16 protein-coding genes are annotated in these 18,431 nt (G+C 35.8%); 14 read left to right on the forward strand and 2 right to left on the reverse strand.

Annotation, left to right across the window (positions count from 1 at the left end; genetic code table 11):
- Window positions 1-137: 137 nt before the first annotated feature.
- Window positions 138-2,015 carry a squalene--hopene cyclase gene (gene shc / locus KHA97_RS01540; RefSeq protein ID WP_213122995.1) on the reverse strand — a complete coding sequence of 626 codons (1,878 nt, stop codon included), beginning with the start codon at window positions 2,013-2,015 and terminating at the stop codon, window positions 138-140.
- 123 nt (window positions 2,016-2,138) lie between these two features.
- Between shc and KHA97_RS01545 the strand changes: the two genes are divergently transcribed.
- The 12 genes from KHA97_RS01545 to KHA97_RS01595 all read left to right on the forward strand — a co-directional run bounded on the left by KHA97_RS01545 (window position 2,139) and on the right by KHA97_RS01595 (window position 14,081).
- Entirely contained in the window at window positions 2,139-3,227 is a 1,089-nt protein-coding gene (locus tag KHA97_RS01545; RefSeq protein WP_213122996.1) for a DUF2515 family protein, read from the forward strand.
- Window positions 3,172-3,609 carry a CBO0543 family protein gene (locus KHA97_RS24555; protein WP_407657969.1) on the forward strand — a complete coding sequence of 146 codons (438 nt, stop codon included), beginning with the start codon at window positions 3,172-3,174 and terminating at the stop codon, window positions 3,607-3,609. Before KHA97_RS01545 ends, KHA97_RS24555 begins: the two co-directional genes overlap by 56 nt.
- 235 nt (window positions 3,610-3,844) lie before the next feature.
- Window positions 3,845-5,176, forward strand: a complete 1,332-nt coding sequence (locus KHA97_RS01550) for a PTS mannitol transporter subunit IICB (RefSeq protein WP_233713357.1) — start codon at window positions 3,845-3,847, stop codon at window positions 5,174-5,176.
- Between the two features lie 224 nt (window positions 5,177-5,400).
- Window positions 5,401-7,500 carry a BglG family transcription antiterminator gene (locus KHA97_RS01555; RefSeq protein ID WP_213122997.1) on the forward strand — a complete coding sequence of 700 codons (2,100 nt, stop codon included), beginning with the start codon at window positions 5,401-5,403 and terminating at the stop codon, window positions 7,498-7,500.
- 1 nt (window position 7,501) lies between these two features.
- A complete protein-coding gene (locus tag KHA97_RS01560; protein WP_213122998.1) occupies window positions 7,502-7,939 on the forward strand; it encodes a PTS sugar transporter subunit IIA in 438 nt (145 codons plus the stop codon).
- Between the two features lies 1 nt (window position 7,940).
- Window positions 7,941-9,101 (forward strand): mannitol-1-phosphate 5-dehydrogenase, encoded by a 1,161-nt coding sequence (locus KHA97_RS01565; protein ID WP_213122999.1) that lies wholly within the window; start codon window positions 7,941-7,943, stop codon window positions 9,099-9,101.
- Between the two features lie 111 nt (window positions 9,102-9,212).
- The gene (locus tag KHA97_RS01570; protein ID WP_213123000.1) at window positions 9,213-10,067 is read left to right on the forward strand and encodes a basic amino acid ABC transporter substrate-binding protein; all 855 of its coding nucleotides are present in this window, start codon (window positions 9,213-9,215) and stop codon (window positions 10,065-10,067) included.
- A 155-nt stretch (window positions 10,068-10,222) separates the two neighbouring features.
- Entirely contained in the window at window positions 10,223-10,882 is a 660-nt protein-coding gene (locus KHA97_RS01575) for an amino acid ABC transporter permease (protein WP_213123001.1), read from the forward strand.
- Window positions 10,879-11,601 carry an amino acid ABC transporter ATP-binding protein gene (locus KHA97_RS01580; RefSeq protein ID WP_213123002.1) on the forward strand — a complete coding sequence of 241 codons (723 nt, stop codon included), beginning with the start codon at window positions 10,879-10,881 and terminating at the stop codon, window positions 11,599-11,601. The genes KHA97_RS01575 and KHA97_RS01580 overlap by 4 nt, the downstream gene beginning before the upstream one ends.
- Before the next feature lie 114 nt (window positions 11,602-11,715).
- On the forward strand, window positions 11,716-12,639 hold the full coding sequence (locus tag KHA97_RS01585; RefSeq protein WP_213123003.1) for an AEC family transporter: 924 nt from the start codon (window positions 11,716-11,718) through the stop codon (window positions 12,637-12,639).
- 74 nt (window positions 12,640-12,713) lie between these two features.
- Entirely contained in the window at window positions 12,714-13,361 is a 648-nt protein-coding gene (locus tag KHA97_RS01590; protein ID WP_213123004.1) for a hypothetical protein, read from the forward strand.
- An 18-nt stretch (window positions 13,362-13,379) separates the two neighbouring features.
- The gene (locus KHA97_RS01595; RefSeq protein ID WP_213123005.1) at window positions 13,380-14,081 is read left to right on the forward strand and encodes an SDR family oxidoreductase; all 702 of its coding nucleotides are present in this window, start codon (window positions 13,380-13,382) and stop codon (window positions 14,079-14,081) included.
- A gap of 74 nt (window positions 14,082-14,155) precedes the next feature.
- On the opposite strand, the gene KHA97_RS01600 is transcribed toward KHA97_RS01595, so the two are convergent.
- A complete protein-coding gene (locus KHA97_RS01600; RefSeq protein WP_213123006.1) occupies window positions 14,156-15,337 on the reverse strand; it encodes an ROK family transcriptional regulator in 1,182 nt (393 codons plus the stop codon).
- Window positions 15,338-15,527: 190 nt separating this feature from the next.
- Between KHA97_RS01600 and xylA the strand changes: the two genes are divergently transcribed.
- Complete coding sequence (gene xylA, locus KHA97_RS01605; RefSeq protein WP_213123007.1) at window positions 15,528-16,853, forward strand: xylose isomerase; 1,326 nt, start codon at window positions 15,528-15,530, stop codon at window positions 16,851-16,853.
- 58 nt (window positions 16,854-16,911) lie between these two features.
- Entirely contained in the window at window positions 16,912-18,411 is a 1,500-nt protein-coding gene (xylB, locus tag KHA97_RS01610) for a xylulokinase (protein ID WP_213123008.1), read from the forward strand.
- Window positions 18,412-18,431 lie beyond the last annotated feature (20 nt).

Genomic DNA, 18,431 nt, shown 5'->3' on the forward strand with positions numbered 1-18,431 from the left:
AGCCAATTAAATAAAAAGAAGGAGCATCACCAAAGTCGATTAATACGTTTTTGGACAGCCCCTTACTGTTTTTTATTATAGTCAGCCTAGAGAATATTTAAGCCTTTTTGCTTAATGGTTAAGGCGAGTATACAAAATTAATATTTCCTCTCATAATTAGCCAATGCTAATAGCGGAAAAATGTATTTATAGCTATGATAATGAATGTAGAATCCACCACCCATTCCTTGACCGACCGGATAGTCAACAGTCCAGTCGTCTTTATAAATGGCCTCCATTAAATACCTGATACCAGCTTGGATTTCAGGAGTTGGTTTATCGTGGACTGAAATCAATGTATCTACTGCCCAAGCTGATTGCGTTACATTGCTTGCTCTTAAAGGGGTATACGTATTGTTGGTATCGCTTTTGCATGACTCGCCCCAACCGCCGTCCTTATTTTGTATGGACTTTAGCCAATTTACAGCTTTTTGAATGGTAGGGTTACTCCCATCTTCTCCTAATGCCATTAGACCCGTTATCGCGGCCCATGTTCCGTAAATATAACAAATTCCCCAGCGCCCATACCATGATCCATCTTTTTCTTGATTATTCAATATCCATTCTTTCCCTCTATCTATCATTTTTGTATTCTTAGGCATGTTCGTATAGTATCCAAGAAATTCAAGTGTCCTACCTGTTAAATCGGCACTGCTCGGGTCCGCCAGTAAAAATCTTGCTCCTTCAATTGGTAATAGGTTAAATATTTTTTTGTCTACATTTTTTTCAAAGGCGGGCCAACCACCATCTGAATTTTGCATAGAGGTCACCCAATATACGCCTTTATCCCATGAATGACGATATCGTGAATGCTGTTGAACATAAGGGGAAATAGCTCTTAACGATGCTGTCGTATCATCAACATCTGGTTCAATTGTATTAATATCTGAAAAGCCCCATCCTCCTGGAGGAATCCCCGGATTATGAATGGCCCAATCTCCATATTTATCTTGCTGTCTGCTAAGTAAATATTCATTTGCTTTAACTAACGTTAGATCGTCTGTAGCAACCCCGGCTCTTTGCAGAGTAAAACTGATTAATGAAGTGTTCCAAACGTTGGCTGTAGTATATTGCATGTGTGTATGCCCGTCAATTTTGCATTTCATCGCCTTTAACCCTCTGACTGCTTTGACGATGAGAGGATCTTTCCGTGAATGTCCTAGCGACATTAAAGCAAAAATCATTAAAAACGTAGCGCTGAAATAACTATAAAAAGTTCCATCAGGTTCTATACGATCAAGCATATATTGTTTTGCCCGTTGGATAGCTAGAGAGTGTATATGCTGAGGTAATCCAATTATACTTTTAATCCCTTGTTCAATGGTTGAAAAAAAGCTTTTTGATTCTCGAGTTTCTGTCCAATCGAATAAGTCTTCAGATCTTGAAACATATAAATCTGATAAATCGGGGCTCTTTTTTGTTTTTTTACTATACTTATTAGCTCCTAAAATCATCAGCGGTGCTAAATTAGCCCTTCCAAATGAGGAAATATCAAAAAAGTTAATTGGAAAAGAAGGAGGTAAAAGTATGAATTCTACAGGTATTGGGAAGTGAGTCGTTTTTGGAGTTTGTCCGGTCAATGCAAGCATGACTTTCGTAAACATATGCGCCTTTTCAATACCGCCATGTGCTACTATATATTCCTTCGCCTTACGTAGTGGTTCATCTTTTTTTGTATAATACCCTGAGTAAAGAAGTGCATAATAGGACTCTGCGGTCGGGGTCACATTTCCCTCATCCTCATCGTAAAATAACTTCCATGAACCATTTTTTTCTTGCTTGCTTAAAATTCTTTCTGTTAATTCCATGATTAACTCTTCATCATTTATTCCTAATGTTCTTAATAAAATAATCATGTAAGCATCTGTCGATATCCCGGTATCAAATGGATAACCCCAAGATCCATCTGACAATTGGTCATTATGAAGTGTATTTACAATATGTTTAAGATGTTGATTTACATGATGCTTCTTCACAATAACAACTCCCTTATAGGTCTATATCCATATACATATTCCACAAAAAAAAGAAAGGACTCTCTATGGGGGTGATCCATTATTTTATTTCTGAAAAAGACTAAACGTATTCCTGAAAAACTAATGCTATTAAAATCCGAATTAATCAAAAAGCAAAGGAGGATCCCCGTTAACGAGAAGTTCTTGACGTTGGAAGAAAAGGGAATACTGGAAACTATTCGTCTCCAAACAGCCCGATGGAATGTCAATAACGTAACGAGAACAAAAGCTTATCTTGATTTTTTTTGTAGCTACCCAGATATTCATTGGGCATTTCTAGGTCATATGGTCTCAAGAAATGGCGGCTGGAATATGACTGATTTAAAAGGAGATATTGTTTCCAAACTTATGAATGATGAAACAAAAAATGTGTTTTTTTCATTTTTGGAGCGTGGAAATTGGTTGATTTTTCAGGATGCATTTCCGCAATTTTTATTGTATTCGGAGAGTGTAAAAAGAAATAAAAATTTATTTTATCTGTTACCGTATTTAAACGTATCGGTTTTTATGGAAGTCATTTGGGAGTTTTATTGGAGTTTCCAGGATCGCTACGTTCTTGCCATCGCTCAAGTTATAAATGAACAAAGCTATTTGGAGCATCGGATTATCCATAATCCAAAATATAAAGATAAAGTATTGAATTCGCTTCAGTTTTTATTACAAGACTTTTTATCTGTTAATCATATTTTATTTCCTTTTTATGATGATAAAACGATTGCCTTATTGGGGCAGACTCTCCAACAATTTGATTCACTGCATGAAAGAATCATGCTTGGAAAAAGATTATATCGAATCCTTTTTCATGACAGAGAGCAATTCGAGAAATTTTTCTATTGGGCCATTTCCAATCCACATACAGGATCGCGAAAAGATTATTGGAAGGATGTCTTTAATGATATTAATGAAGGGGTACCTGGAAAATACACACGGCGTCTAAATAAATGCAAATTAAAAAGTGGTGAGCCGAAATTGTATAGTCCAGTACTTAAAATAGCGTGGGCGAATGTTAAGCACCCCAAAGCAGAAGTGGGTGACTGGTTTACACATTGGAATGTGATTCATTATTTGAAACAAGATGACCAGAAATTTAACGGTGAAATTGAAGGTGACTACTGTGATGCCTTGGAAAAACTTGAACTCGCAGCAATGGCAAAGAATCTTATCTTTAAATAGATATAATGCGTATTTCATTATAATCATTTTTGCAATATTAATCGGTTCTTCATTAGATTTATATTTTGTCAAAAATAATTATTACGAGTTCCCAATCCGTCCGTTTCCAAATACATTTTCTATTAATATAGGTTTTACATTGTGCATCCTTCCAGCTGTCACATGGTTGTATTTATTCATAATGAAGAAAATAAACAGATTAGAAAGATTCATAGTAATAATAATGATTTGTTTTTTAGTCCCTATAGGTGAACAAGTTTCGGAACATTTAGGCTTATTTCTTCATAGTGAAAAATGGAAGCATAGCTATTCCTCAATAGGGTATTTCCTTTATCTAATAATCGTGTGGAAAATATTCCAATGGATGTATAAGAAGAAATAGGACGCTATCGTATGATGAAAATCATACTGATGACGTCCTTAATTTAGTTATGTCAACAATACAATTGACAAATTAACGTTTAGTATTGATTGCTGTACCACTGCAAACGCTTTATCCTTAATACTAAAGTCATATATATTTCATAGTGAGAAAGGGGTATTTTATTGTGGAACAAAGTAACAATAAACCGGATTTTAAGGTGAAAATTCAAAGGTTTGGCAGTTATTTAAGTGGTATGATAATGCCGAATATCGGTGCATTTATTGCTTGGGGTCTTATCACAGCATTATTTATCCCTACTGGTTGGATTCCGAATGAAAGTTTAGCGGAACTTGTAGGGCCGATGATTACATTTTTGCTTCCACTTTTAATCGGATTCACAGGTGGGCGTTTAGTGTATGATATTCGTGGTGGTGTAGTCGGTGCTACAGCTACGATGGGGGTTATTGTAGGATCGGATATTCCGATGTTTTTAGGTGCTATGATTATGGGACCTTTAGGCGGATGGGCAATTAAGAAATTTGACAAACTATTCGAAGGGAAAATAAAATCAGGTTTCGAAATGCTCGTTAATAATTTTTCTGCGGGGATTATTGGCGGTATTTTAACAGTACTTGCTTATATAGGAATAGGTCCTGTCGTTACGTCATTGAATAAAGTATTGGCAAACGCGGTGCAAGTGATTGTTGATGCAAATTTATTGCCGCTAGCAAGTATATTTATTGAGCCAGGGAAGATATTATTCTTAAATAATGCTATAAATCATGGGATTTTGGGCCCAATTGGAATAGAGCAAGCAGCAAATGCTGGTAAATCAATTTTATTCTTATTGGAAACAAACCCTGGTCCAGGTTTTGGAATTTTATTAGCCTATATTTTCTTTGGAAAAGGAATGGCAAAGCAATCTGCTCCAGGTGCGGCTATCATCCATTTCCTCGGAGGGATTCATGAGATTTATTTCCCTTATGTATTGATGAGGCCACTTTTAATACTTGCAGCGATTGCAGGTGGTGCAGCAGGAGTATTTACATTTTTAATATTCGGTGCAGGACTTGTAGCAGCGCCGTCCCCAGGGAGTATCATTGCATTAACATTGATGACTCCGAGAGGCGGATATCTAGGGGTCTTTGCAGGAGTGATTGTTGCAACAGCAGTATCATTCATAATTTCTGCTATTATATTAAAAACAGCGAAAAATACTGAAGAGGATGATCTTGCTGAGGCAACTGCAAAGACATCTGCTCTTAAAGGCAAGGAAAGTAGAGCTGCAGAATTTCTTAATACTTCATCTGAAATTAATAAAATAATTTTTGCTTGTGATGCAGGAATGGGTTCAAGTGCAATGGGGGCATCCATCTTAAAAAATAAAATACAAAAAGCGGGGATTGATGTTTCTGTTTCTAATACATCTATTAATAATTTGCCTGCAGATGCCGATATTGTTATAACACATAAGGATTTAACTGATCGTGCAAAAGAAAAGTTGCCGAATGCACAACATATTTCAGTCGATAACTTTTTAAATAGCCCGAGATATGATGAACTCGTTAATAATTTGAAAAAATAAATATGGAAGAGCCTGATTCCAGAAATGGACCAGGCTTTTTATACTGCAGCTAATTTATTTATCTAAAAATTAGAAATGTCTAGCTTCAGCACCTTTGGACTAGCAAACTTTTTCCCTGAGGTAAGTCAAAAGCCAAAATAGGAACGTCGACTAAAATCAGTCACGTCCTATGGTCTGTACGTCGATTTGCAAGGCGCATACGCATTTCTATAGGGTGGTGGAAAATGTATATTACTGCTCGAGAAAAAAATATTTTGGATATTTTGCTTGATCGAAAAGATGAAATAACAGTTAAGGAATTAGCAAAAATTATTGGTGTCAGTGTAAGGACTATTCATAGAGATTTAAACATTTTAGAGAATACATTGAATGAGTATGATATAAAAATTATTAAAAAATCGGGTGTTGGTATTTCTTTACAAGGTAGCCTTGAAAAAATAGAGGAATTAAAATCAAATATATTTTACAGCACTATTCGTGACTATACTGTAGAAGAGAGACAAACGATGATTCTATGTATGTTACTTGAATCATCTGGACCAGTGAAACTTACCACTTTGGCGAACGATTTGAGAGTGACTATCGCTACCATTAGCAATGATTTAACAAATTTGGAAGAGCGATTAGAGCTATTCAATTTATCTCTTGTAAGAAGAAGAGGTTACGGTGTTGAAATTGAAGGTTCTGAATCAGCAAAGCGGAGAACGATGAGTTATTTAATTGCTGAAAGCTTGCATGAAGCTGACTTTATGTCGCTTTTAAAATCAAATTCTTTGGAAAAAACGACGAATGACCAAGATATGATATCTGAACGTCTTTTAGAACTTATCGATAAGGAAAAATTGTTAATCGTAGAAAAGGTTATACAAGAAATAAAATCTGAACTTTCATTTCCAATCGCGGATAGTGCATATATAGGTATTATTGTTCATCTTGCTTTAGCAGTTGAGCGAGTCATGCAAGGTGAAAATATAAAAATGGATGAAGTATTTTTGGAAGAATTGCAGAATGCATCGGAATATAAAATTGCTGTAAAAATAATTGATAAATTAAAAGATAAATTCCAAATCGATATCCCTATCGCCGAAGTCGGGTTTATAACGATGCATTTACAAGGTGCAAAGCTCAGGCATGATGAAGGGAATATATTAGAAGTATCCGAATTACAAACAGTATTGAAGGCGAAGCAATTAATTCAGTACGTTCAACATGAGACCGGCTATGAATTAGCAAGTAACGCTTCACTATTAAGTGGTCTTGTTACCCATTTAAAACCAGCTCTTTATAGAATTCAACAAAGAATGGGAATAACAAATCCTTTATTGAAAAAAGTTCGGGAAGATTATGCAGATTTATTTCTTACTGTAAGAACAGCTGTAAATCAAACATTTCCAGAGCTATCTATACCAGATGAAGAAATTGGATATCTTGTCATGCATTTTGGTGCGGCCATTCTTCAATTAGGGAAAGAAAGCAAATTAAAGGCATATGTAATTTGTTCGAGTGGTATTGGTACATCTAAAATGCTCGCAACGAGACTCCATCAAGAAATTCCTGAAATTGAAGAGGTCATCAATTTATCAATATTTGAATTGAACAAAATGCAGATTGATGAACGAGATCTCATCATTTCTACACTTTATTTGTCACAAAGTCCGAAAGAATACATTCAAGTAAGTCCGATGTTGACAGAGGAAGAAATTAAACAAGTTCAATCCTGTGTACGGAAAAAGCTGTTATTGAAACAGAATACAACTTCAAAAATACAAAAATCACCTAGCGAGATAACAAAAGTAATGTCTGATATACAGTTATACATGGAAGTAACTGTCGATTTACTGTCTAGGTTTTGTTTAACATCTGCTAATGATAGGGAAACAATAAATAGTTTAATCAATAAAGCTTGCTTGGAATTGACAGAAAAGGGCATTCTTAAAAATGCTCAAACTGTAGATGACGCGCTGTTTATAAGAGAATCTATAGGTGGCTTAGGTATACCTGGGACTAAACTCGCCTTATTCCATACACGCCACACTGATATTTTAAAACCAGTATTTCAAATTTATCATCTTAAAGTACCGCTTCTAATCAAGGCCATGGATCAAACTAATATAAAAGTGAACCGAATCCTTCTTTTATTGGCACCTGATTCATTACATGAACAAGGCTTAGAAGTACTAAGTTACATTAGCGCTATGATAATTGAAGATGAAAAGAGTATTGAGCTTTTTGAAACTGCTAATGAAACAGCTATTCAATCCTATATGGTAACGAAATTTGCACAGTTTACCGAAGAAAAAATCAATGAGTTAAGGAGATTTTAGAATGACTACAAATATTTTAACTGCAGAAAATATCCTATTACAACAACAAGTTTCTTCAAAGGAGGAAGCGATTCGATTAACTGGAAAAATTCTCGTTGAAAGAGGATATGTGGAAACGGATTATATAGAAAAAATGTTAGAGAGAGAAAAGTTGACCTCTACATATATGGGAAATTTTGTTGCGATTCCACATGGGACAGACGACGCAAAAGAAAATGTGAAAAAATCGGGGATTGTCATCATCCAAGTTCCAGATGGTGTTGATTTTGGGGGAGGAAATATTGCAAAGCTCCTCATTGGGATTGCTGGTAAAGGTGATGAACATTTAGAAATTCTTTCCAATATTGCCATCGTATGTTCTGAAGAGGAAAATGTCATGAAAATAGTTAATGCTGATTCTAAAGAGGAAATTATTTCCTTATTTAATGGAGTGAATTAATATGAAGGCTGTTCATTTTGGTGCAGGTAATATCGGAAGAGGATTTATCGGCAGTTTATTATACCAATCTGGTTTCGAAACATGTTTTATTGACGTAAATAATGAAATCGTTGATGCTCTAAATCAAAATAAACAATATATTGTCAAACTGGCAAATCCATCGCATGACGAAATGATAGTTAAAAACGTACATGCCATAAACAGTGCAAATAATCAGGAGGCAGCTATTGAAGCGATTGCCAATGCAGATATAGTGACAACAGCAGTTGGACCTAATATTTTGCCCTATATCGCTGGACTTTTGGCAGAAGGATTAAAGAGGCGTCTTGGAGATTCCGAAAAACCTCTGAATATCATTGCGTGTGAAAATATGATCGGCGGCAGTACATTTTTAAAAGAAAAAGTATATGAAAAGTTAAATGAAATCGAAAAAGATCATTTTTCTGCTTCTTTCGGATTTCTAGATGCCGCAGTTGATCGTATCGTTCCAAATCAAGTAAACGAAGATTTATTAATGGTGTCAGTAGAACCGTTCTATGAATGGATTGTAGATGAAACAAATATTGTAGGGGAAAAGCCGCCAGTAAAAGGAATAATATTTGTTGATGATTTAACACCCTTTATTGAACGAAAATTATTTACTGTGAATACAGGGCATGCAGCTGCAGCTTATTTTGGATATTTAGCTGGTGCACAAACGATAGCAAACGTACTTGAAAATAAACAAATTCATTCACTCGTTGAGCAAACCTTACAAGAGACAGGTAAATTGCTAATTGCAAAATACCATTTCGATAAAAAATTGCATGAGGACTATATTCAAAAAATAATCGGTCGTTTCTCCAATCCATTAATACATGATGAAGTAACTCGAGTCGGTAGATCACCGATCCGAAAACTTGGAGCCAATGATCGATTAGTAGGCCCTGCTAGGCAATATACAGAACTATTTGGAGAAACCCCAACATATTTAATAAAAGGTATAGCAGCCGCATTACATTTCGATTATGAAGATGATCTTGAAGCAATGCAAATTCAAGAAACAATCAAGTTCGATGGAATCGAAAAAGCAATTGAAAAATACACTCAATTAAAACAGGAATCTATTTTATTCAAGGAAATCGTAAAACAATATAAGGAAGTTCATATCAATCGCCTGTAATGAAATGAATAAATATGCAATTAATATAAATAAAAATATAAAAAACTCTTGTAATATAGTGTAATACAAGCTATTATACTTATATTGAATACATTACAAGGGGTTGGCAGAATGAAAATTTCATTCAAAAAATCATTATTTGCGGTAGTTGCCAGTTCAGCATTATTATTAGCTGCATGTGGCTCAGCGCAAAACGATTCAAATAAAAGTGGCGGTAATGAAAAAGAAAAGAAAGTATTACATGTTGGTACCGAAGCAACATTCCCTCCATTCGAATTCGTTGATAAAGGGGAAGTTACAGGATTTGATGTTGAGTTATTGAAAGCTCTCGGTGAAGAAGCAGGTTATGAGATTGATATAAAAAATACTGGTTGGGATTCAATGCTTGCCGGTCTTGATAGCAAGGATTTGGATATCGGGATGTCAGGCATTACCATTAAAAAAGATCGCTTGAAATCATATGATTTTTCTAATCCATATTATGAGTCTGAAGGCTTCTTAATTTTATTTAAAGATAATGTAGAAGTTAAAAATGCTGAGGATTTAAAAAATCTAAAGATTGGAGTTCAAAACGGAACCACTGGTGCTGAAGCCGCAGAATCCGTTGTAGGAAGTAATGCCAAAAACATTTCTAAATATGAATCATCTGGCTTAATGTTCCAAGCATTGCTTAGCGGAAGTGTTGATGCTGCTGTAACAGACAAGCCTGTTGCAGAAGAGTATATTAAACAAAATCCAGATAGCAACATCCAATCAGTAGAAGATAAAGAACGCTTCAAGCCTGAATACTACGGGATTGCTTTCCAAAAAGGCAGCCCTTATAAAGAAGACTTTGATAAAGCTTTAGACAAATTGTTTGAAAACGGAAAGTATGCGGAAATTTATAAAAAATGGTTTGAAGAAGAACCAAATCTTGATTCTTTAAAGGATGCAAAAAGTTATATTGATTCTTTAAAAGAAGATTAATAATTAGCAATTGATTATATAGAAATTAGATTCTATTATTAAATTAGTGGCTGTCCTCAGGCTCTTTGCCAGTAGACAGCCGCTTTTCGTGAAATAACATGAATTTGAAAGTTTTTTTAAAAACAAACCTTTTAGTAGAAGGGAGGAGCTCTGTCATGGGGAATATTCGATTTGATATCATCATTGATTATTTACCATTATTTATAAAAGGAACATTACTGACTCTTGGATTTACGATTGCCGGAATTTCGTTAGGACTTTTATTAGGATTGGGTATCGGTTTAGGAAAGATGTCAAGTAAATCATTCATTCGTTTCCCGTTTGTGTGGTATATTAACTTTTTTAGGGGGACGCCATTCCTTGTCCAAATTCTTTTAATGCATTTTGCCATCATCCCTCTTTTTATGTCTCCGGCCAATCCAATTGTTTCAGCTATCATCGCTTTGGCTTTAAATTCAGCTGCCTATATTGCTGAAATTTTTCGCGCTGGAATTCAGTCTATTGATCGAGGACAAACGGAAGCAGCTCGTTCCCTTGGGATGACACATACACAAGCAATGAGGCATGTCATTCTCCCACAGGCCATTAAACGAATGATTCCACCACTTGGAAATGAATTTATTACATTATTAAAAGAAACGTCAATTGCAGCTATTATTGCTGCACCTGAATTAATGTATTGGGGACGAGTTGCAGGTTCTCAATACATGAGAGTATGGGAGCCTTATATTTTCGTTTCTATCATTTATTTAGTACTAACATTATCGCTTACTTATTTAATGAATTATATTGAAAGGAGACTGAAAACCGAATGATCTCCGTCAAACATTTAAAGAAATCTTTTGGACAGAATGAAGTGTTAAAAGATATAACACTTGAAGTTAAACCGCAGGAAGTAGTCGTCGTCATTGGTCCATCAGGATCCGGTAAATCAACCTTTATCCGTTGCTTGAATTTGCTTGAATCTGTTTCCGGTGGACAAGTTGTTGTAACTGGAAAGGATTTAACGGATAAAAAGACAAATATAAATGAAATTCGTAAAAATGTTGGGATGGTTTTTCAGCATTTTAACTTATTTCCTCACAAAAACATTCTTCAGAACATTACCCTTGCTCCGATTAATGTAAAAGGTGTCTCAAAAGAGGAAGCAGAAAGAAAGGCGAGAGAACTTTTAGCGAAAGTTGGCTTGTCCGATAAAGCTGATGCCTATCCTGATTCACTTTCGGGTGGACAAAAACAGCGTGTCGCAATTGCTAGAGCGTTGGCAATGGAGCCGAAGATCATGTTGTTTGATGAACCGACTTCTGCTTTGGACCCTGAAATGGTAGGGGAAGTGCTGGAAGTTATGAAGCAGTTAGCTAAAGAAGGAATGACGATGATTGTCGTTACGCATGAAATGGGATTTGCACGTGAAGTAGGGGATCGCGTCATTTTTATGGATAATGGATATATTGTTGAAGAAAACGTTCCAAATGAGCTATTCTCCAACCCGCAACATGAACGGACGAAATCGTTTTTAAGTAAAGTACTTTGAATTATGAAGGCGCCTATCTCCGGGCGTCTTTTTGTTAATTGATTTGAAGGAATCTAGGGAGAAATGTCGAACTAGAATAAAATACGTTTGTAAAATGGAAGAAGAGATATTAGAATGAATAATTTACTATTTATTTTTATTGATATCATACTGCCGATTTTTATTTTGATTGCTATCGGATTTATTATGCAACGGATTTTTCAGTTGGACTTGTATACTCTTGCTAAAATAAACATTTATTTTTTGAGTCCTGCCCTTATTTTTATTAAACTATATGAAAGCTCTTTCTCTCTATCAATATTTTTAAAAGTAATATTGTTCAGTTTTGGATTTGTTGTGATATTGTATGTATTAAGTATCGCGACTGCCAAGCTATGTAAATTAAATGACAAAATGAAGCTTTCTTTTTCTAACAGTGTAATATTTTATAATTCCGGTAACTACGGAATACCTGTAAATGATTTAGTTTTTAAACAAGATCCATTTGCGATGTCCATCCAAATTGCAGTCATGGCTTTTCAAAATACCCTTACTTTTTCCTATGGAGTCGTTGCTCTAAAATCAGTCCACGGTGGAAAGTTAAAGGCTGTGTTAGGCTATTTTAAAATGCCATTGTTTTACGCGATGTTTATTGGAATTTTATTTAATGTGCTTGCCATCCCTATGCCAAATTTCATTCTTACGTCAATTTCATATATTTCCAATGCTTTAATCGCGATGGCGTTACTAACAGTCGGAGCACAAATTGCACATATTAATATATCATTTACATATATCCCACTTTATTTAAATATTTTTTATCGTTTAATCGTAGGTCCAATCATTGCTCTAGTCGGTTTACTTTTACTGGGAATGGATGGGATTTTAGCCCAAGCATTGCTTATCTCTACTGCAATGCCCACTTCAGTAAACAGTTCCATTATTGCCCAAGAGTATAATAATGAACCCGAATTTGCTTCGCAAACTGTCATCGCAACAACATTATTTAGCTCTTTTACCTTAACGTTAGTCATCTATGTTGCTATGCATATTTTCTAAAAAGAAAGATTTGTAGTTATTGTCCAGTGTAGATTAGGACATATTCTATTAACACCAAGAAAGAAGTGAAGAATGTGAAAAAACCTCTTAAAGAAATACTTTCAGGTATGACCACCTCGGAAAAGGTGAAATACATTTGGGATTATTATAAATTTATCATAATCGGCGGTATCGTCCTTATCATTTTAGTTGCTTCTATGGTACATAGCATTGTAACGAAAAAAGAAGTTGTGTTGAATGTAGTTGTTATGGCGGGAATATATGATCCAGATTATATCGATCAGTTAAAGGATAAGTTATATGATGAATTTTTGACAGATAAAGAACGAGATAAATCCAATATCATTATTCAAACAATCAATTCTTCGAGTGATCAATTGGATATGAAGGCAGGCGTAGATATGCAGAAAATGGCTGCAGAGCTTTCTGCCGGTTATATTGATTTTTTCATTGTCGATAAAGATTTCTTTGATAATATGAACGATCAAAATCAATTAATGTCTTTCCAGAAAACAAGTGGAATAACGGATTGGTCGGTACCAAATGAACATCTGCATTTTTCAAAAGAAAATAACGAAGATATCACCGGAATTGATATTTCTGCAATAGGCTTATTTAACGGCATGGTTAAGGATGGAGAAAGAATTATTTGTGTGCCAGCTAACGCAAAGAACACTGAGTATATTTCTCGTTTTCTTAAATATATAAATAAAAATATATAGAGAGGAATGAGGTAAAGAATGAGAGTTTTGGTTACAGGGGCAAATAGGGGACTCGGTCTTGCTCTTTCCAAAGCTGCTCTTGAGAGAGGGCACACGGTTTTGGCATGTGCGAGAAATGGAGCTCAACCGGATGGTAGTTTACAGAATCTTTCTAGGCAATATCCTAATCAAATTTTTCTTATAGAACTTGACGTATCTGATGAAAAATCGGTAGAGATGGCAGCAGCAAAAGTAAGTGAGAATTGGGAATCAATTGATGCCATTATTAATAATGCTGGCGTTTTGTACGAGCGGGATGCCAAAATTGAGGAGTTGGATTTTTCCTTACTGGAACTGACGATGAACGTAATTCTATATGGTCCGATGCGCGTCATCAAACATTTTTTACCATTGCTTTATAAAGGTACCAATCAAATAATCATTAATATTTCATCTGATGCGGGAAGTATTGCTACTGCTTATGGCGGAGATTATCCATATGCCATTTCTAAAACAGCCCTCAATATGTTCACGAAACAAATAAAGCATTATGTATCCGATAAAAATATTAATGTTTATGCAATACATCCGGGATGGATTAGAACGGATATGGGTGGGGAAAAGGCACCAGGTTCTCCTGAAGAGACTGCAAATAATTTAGTGGATATTTTAGAGAAGAAAAAGGTAATAGACGATGAATTATTTTTTATAAAACATAATGGTGAACCTATGAAAATATAGATTGATTTAAAAAAGAATCCAATTTGAATATCAATTGATATTCAAATTGGATTTTTTCTCATAAATAATGATCCCTAAGAAGTTATTTTATCTAGTGACTTTTTTAGAAAATGTTCGACTGAAAAAGCCGCGACCCCTAAAGCAGTTGCTGGAAAACTTGGCTCCGAAAATTGAACTTTGACTTCTGTTTGATGGGATGTCATTGCCCGGTTTTTGACGTAATGTTGGACTGTTTCTTCCATCCAAGGTTTTGCACCTGATAAGCGATTACCAATAATTATTTTTTGTGGGTTTAGTGCATGTACTATATTTACAATACCTATCCCAAGGTGTACAGCTGTTTCTTTTAAAAGTTGGACTGCATGCTCGTTCTCATCTTGTGCAAGTTTAATGATTTGTTCAATATTTGCTTTGTCTTCCTTAACTATTTGTAGCTTTACAGCATTTTGAATTACATATTGTTCAGAAGCGTATAGCTCCCAGCAGCCGATATTTCCGCAACGGCATGTTTCTCCATTCATTTTTATCGTCATATGGCCAAACTCACCTGAAAAGCCGGAGGAGCCTCTATACAGTTTCTCATTCATGATAATTCCTGTACCGATCCCAATCCCTGTACTAATATAGACGAGATTATCCACATTTTTACCTAGTCCAAACATTTTTTCTCCGTAAGCACCTGCATTTGCTTCATTTTCAATTACGACAGGTATTTGGAAGGCCTCTTCGATAACTCCCTTGATGGAAGAATTTTTCCAACCTAGATTTGGGGCAAGAACCACTGAACTATTATTATCGACAATCCCTGGTGCGCCAATCCCAATTCCAACAATTCCATACGGGGTTTTAGGCGCTATAGACCTTAATTCTTCAATATTTTCACATATTAATTTTAATGTTTGCTCAAAGGATGTCGGGATAAATGTTTGCATTTTTCTCTCAAGGATATTACCTTGGAGGTCTGTTAAAATTCCTAAAATATAATTGACTCCTAAATCAATGCCAATTGTACATCCAGCCTGCTCGTTAAACACTAGCATGACAGGGCGCCTGCCGCCACTGGAAATTCCCGGACCTGTTTCAATAATTAATTGTTCGTCAATCAATTCTGCAACGAGTGTAGAAACAGTACCTTTATTCAAGCCCGATCTAAGAGCTATGTCCGCACGGGAAATGGGGGCGTATTGAATAATCGAATGAAGTACAATTGTTTTATTTTCTTTTTTTATTAATTGTTGATTCCAAGTCGAGCTCATAAAATCCATTCTCCTTATATCCATATACAATGTACAATTTAGTTTCTACTATCATATCATAAAATACTTTGTCCATTGGATAGACAAAGATAAAAAGAAGATGCTATACTATTGGCAAGAAGTGATGGGTATATATACATAATTAAGTATTGTAAACGCCATCAATAAAATATCTTTTGGAGGGAAAAATATGGCTTACTTTGAGGAAATCAGCAAAATTCAGTATGAAGGCTCATCATCGAAAAATCCTTTCGCATTTAAGTATTACAATCCTGAAGAAACGGTTAATGGAAAGACAATGGAAGAAATCCTGCGTTTTTCAGTCGCTTATTGGCATACGTTCACTGCTGATGGAACGGACCCATTTGGCGTTGGAACAGCCATTCGTCCATGGGATCATTTAAATGGGCTTGACCTTGCAAAGGCGCGTGTTGAGGCGGCATTTGAATTGTTTGAGAAATTAAATGTGCCTTTCTTCTGTTTCCATGATTCTGATATTGCTCCTGAAGCAGACACATTGAAGGAAACATATGAACATCTTGATGTAATTACCGCCATGATTAAAGATTACATGAAAGATAGTAAAGTAAAATTGCTATGGAACACAGCTAATATGTTTACACATCCAAGATACGTACATGGTGCTGCAACTTCCAGTAATGCAGATGTTTTTGCTTTTGCTGCTGCGAAAGTAAAGAAAGGCTTAGAAATTGGAAAGGAGCTAGGAGCTGAAAACTATGTATTCTGGGGCGGTCGTGAAGGATACGAAACGCTACTAAATACAGATATGAAGCTTGAGCTTGATAATTTGGCACGCTTCTTCCACATGGCCGTAGATTATGCGAAAGAGATAGGATTTGATGGTCAATTTTTAATTGAGCCTAAACCAAAAGAGCCAACAAAGCATCAATATGATTTTGATGTAGCAACAGGGCATGCTTTCCTACAAAAATATGATTTAGATCAATATTTTAAATTTAACATCGAAGCAAACCACGCTACACTCGCTGGTCATACATTTGAACACGAATTGCGTGTAGCTCGTATTAATGGCATGCTCGGTTCTGTTGACGCTAACCAAGGTGATACATTAATAGGATGGGATACAGATGAATTTCCTACAGACTTGTATTCTACAACTCTTGCAATGTATGAAATTTTACTTAATGGCGGATTAGGAAAAGGCGGTCTTAACTTCGATGCAAAAGTACGCAGAGGTTCTTTTGAGCCTGAAGATTTATTCCACGCGCATATCGCTGGCATGGATAGCTTTGCAATTGGGTTAAAAGTAGCTGCGAAACTTTTAGAAGATCGTGTTTTGGAAGATTTCGTCGCTGATCGTTACAGCAGTTACACTGAAGGAATTGGATTGGATATTGTAGAAGGAAAAGCAAACTTCCATAAGCTTGAAGAATATGCACTTCAATTAGGTAATATTCAAAACCGTTCAGGAAGACAAGAAAGATTGAAAGCAATCGTAAATCAATACTTGCTTGAAACGCTTGCTGGAAAATAAGTGATACACGTGCTGGAGTTGAAAAATTCCAGCACTTTCTATACGAGGGGTGAGATTTGTGAAGTATGTGATTGGTGTTGACTTAGGAACGAGCGCGGTAAAAATATTACTAATGAACCAAGATGGGGAAGTATGCCAAGAAGTATCGAAGTCATACCCTTTGATTCAAGAAAAATCAGGATATAGTGAACAAAATCCAGAAGAATGGGTTGGAAAAACAATCGAAGGATTAACCGAAATGGTTAAGAATTTCAATGGGGATATTCAAGACATTGAAGGGCTTAGCTTTTCAGGACAAATGCACGGACTCGTTTTATTGGATGAAGACCACAAAGTTCTTAGAAACGCCATTCTTTGGAATGACACAAGAACAACGGTGCAATGTAGAAAGATAGAGGATATAGTCGGTAAAGAAAGACTTCTAGATATAACAAAAAATCCTGCCCTTGAGGGCTTTACACTGCCAAAAATATTATGGGTGAAAGAACACGAACCGACTATTTATGGAAAGGCGTCTGTTTTTTTACTTCCGAAAGATTATTTGCGCTATCGACTAACAGGGCACTTACATAGTGAATTTTCAGACGCGGCTGGAACATTGCTTCTAGATGTCGGGGAGAAAAAATGGAGCAAGGAAATTTGTAACCTGTTAGGAATTGACATTTCCCTTTGTCCACCGCTTGTCGCTTCACATGAACAAACTGGCACACTTAAAAGTGAAGTAGCTGATAAAACAGGCTTATCAGGTAATGTAAAAGTTTTTGCAGGTGGAGCAGATAATGCGTGTGGGGCAATTGGATCTGGCATTTTATCTGAGGGCAAAACGCTTTGCAGCATAGGAACATCAGGAGTCGTTCTTTCCTATGAACAAAGAAATGACCTGGATTTTGGAGGGAAAGTTCATTATTTTAACCATGGGGAAGAAAATGCTTTTTACACGATGGGAGTAACCCTTGCTGCTGGTTATAGCTTGAGTTGGTTTAAAGATGTGTTTGCAAAAGAAATTGATTTCGATGAGCTTTTAAACGGTATAGATGAAGTGCCGATTGGTGCGAATGGATTAATTTTTACACCTTATATCGCAGGGGAAAGAACACCGCATGCGGATTCTGTGATTAGAGGAAGCTTTATCGGTATGGACGCATCCCATGAAAGAAAGGATTTTGTCCGGGCCGTGCTTGAAGGAATTACATTCTCGTTAAACGAATCGATCGAAATTTTTAGGGAAAATGGCAAAAAGATTGATAACGTCATTTCGATTGGTGGGGGAGCTAAGAATAAAGAATGGCTGCAAATGCAAGCTGATATTTTTAATGTAGAGATTATGAAGCTTGCTAGTGAACAAGGACCTGGAATGGGGGCTGCCATGCTTGCTGCCTATGGTTGTGGTTGGTTCTCCTCACTTAAGGAGTGTGCTGATAAATTTGTTCAAGTAAGTGAAACATTTACGCCAAAAGAAGAGAATGTAGAAGCATATAGAAAATTATTTAAGCTATATCAGGATGTTTATCTAAGCACAAAAACTTTAAATGAAGGATTGCAGGAATTTAGGAAATAATAGAAATGACCGTCTTATTT

The organism is Lederbergia citri (genome assembly GCF_018343625.1).
Taxonomy (GTDB): domain Bacteria; phylum Bacillota; class Bacilli; order Bacillales; family Bacillaceae_C; genus Lederbergia; species Lederbergia citri.

Coding starts and splice junctions, on each gene's coding strand:
- KHA97_RS01575 (WP_213123001.1), top strand. CDS start 10,223: ATGGGGAATATTCGATTTGATATCATCATTGATTATTTACCATTATTT.
- KHA97_RS01555 (WP_213122997.1), top strand. CDS start 5,401: ATGTATATTACTGCTCGAGAAAAAAATATTTTGGATATTTTGCTTGAT.
- KHA97_RS01565 (WP_213122999.1), top strand. CDS start 7,941: ATGAAGGCTGTTCATTTTGGTGCAGGTAATATCGGAAGAGGATTTATC.
- KHA97_RS24555 (WP_407657969.1), top strand. CDS start 3,172: ATGCCTTGGAAAAACTTGAACTCGCAGCAATGGCAAAGAATCTTATCT.
- KHA97_RS01595 (WP_213123005.1), top strand. CDS start 13,380: ATGAGAGTTTTGGTTACAGGGGCAAATAGGGGACTCGGTCTTGCTCTT.
- KHA97_RS01580 (WP_213123002.1), top strand. CDS start 10,879: ATGATCTCCGTCAAACATTTAAAGAAATCTTTTGGACAGAATGAAGTG.
- KHA97_RS01570 (WP_213123000.1), top strand. CDS start 9,213: ATGAAAATTTCATTCAAAAAATCATTATTTGCGGTAGTTGCCAGTTCA.
- KHA97_RS01560 (WP_213122998.1), top strand. CDS start 7,502: ATGACTACAAATATTTTAACTGCAGAAAATATCCTATTACAACAACAA.
- KHA97_RS01600 (WP_213123006.1), bottom strand. CDS start 15,337: ATGAGCTCGACTTGGAATCAACAATTAATAAAAAAAGAAAATAAAACA.
- KHA97_RS01550 (WP_233713357.1), top strand. CDS start 3,845: ATGATAATGCCGAATATCGGTGCATTTATTGCTTGGGGTCTTATCACA.
- xylA (WP_213123007.1), top strand. CDS start 15,528: ATGGCTTACTTTGAGGAAATCAGCAAAATTCAGTATGAAGGCTCATCA.
- KHA97_RS01585 (WP_213123003.1), top strand. CDS start 11,716: ATGAATAATTTACTATTTATTTTTATTGATATCATACTGCCGATTTTT.
- KHA97_RS01545 (WP_213122996.1), top strand. CDS start 2,139: ATGCTATTAAAATCCGAATTAATCAAAAAGCAAAGGAGGATCCCCGTT.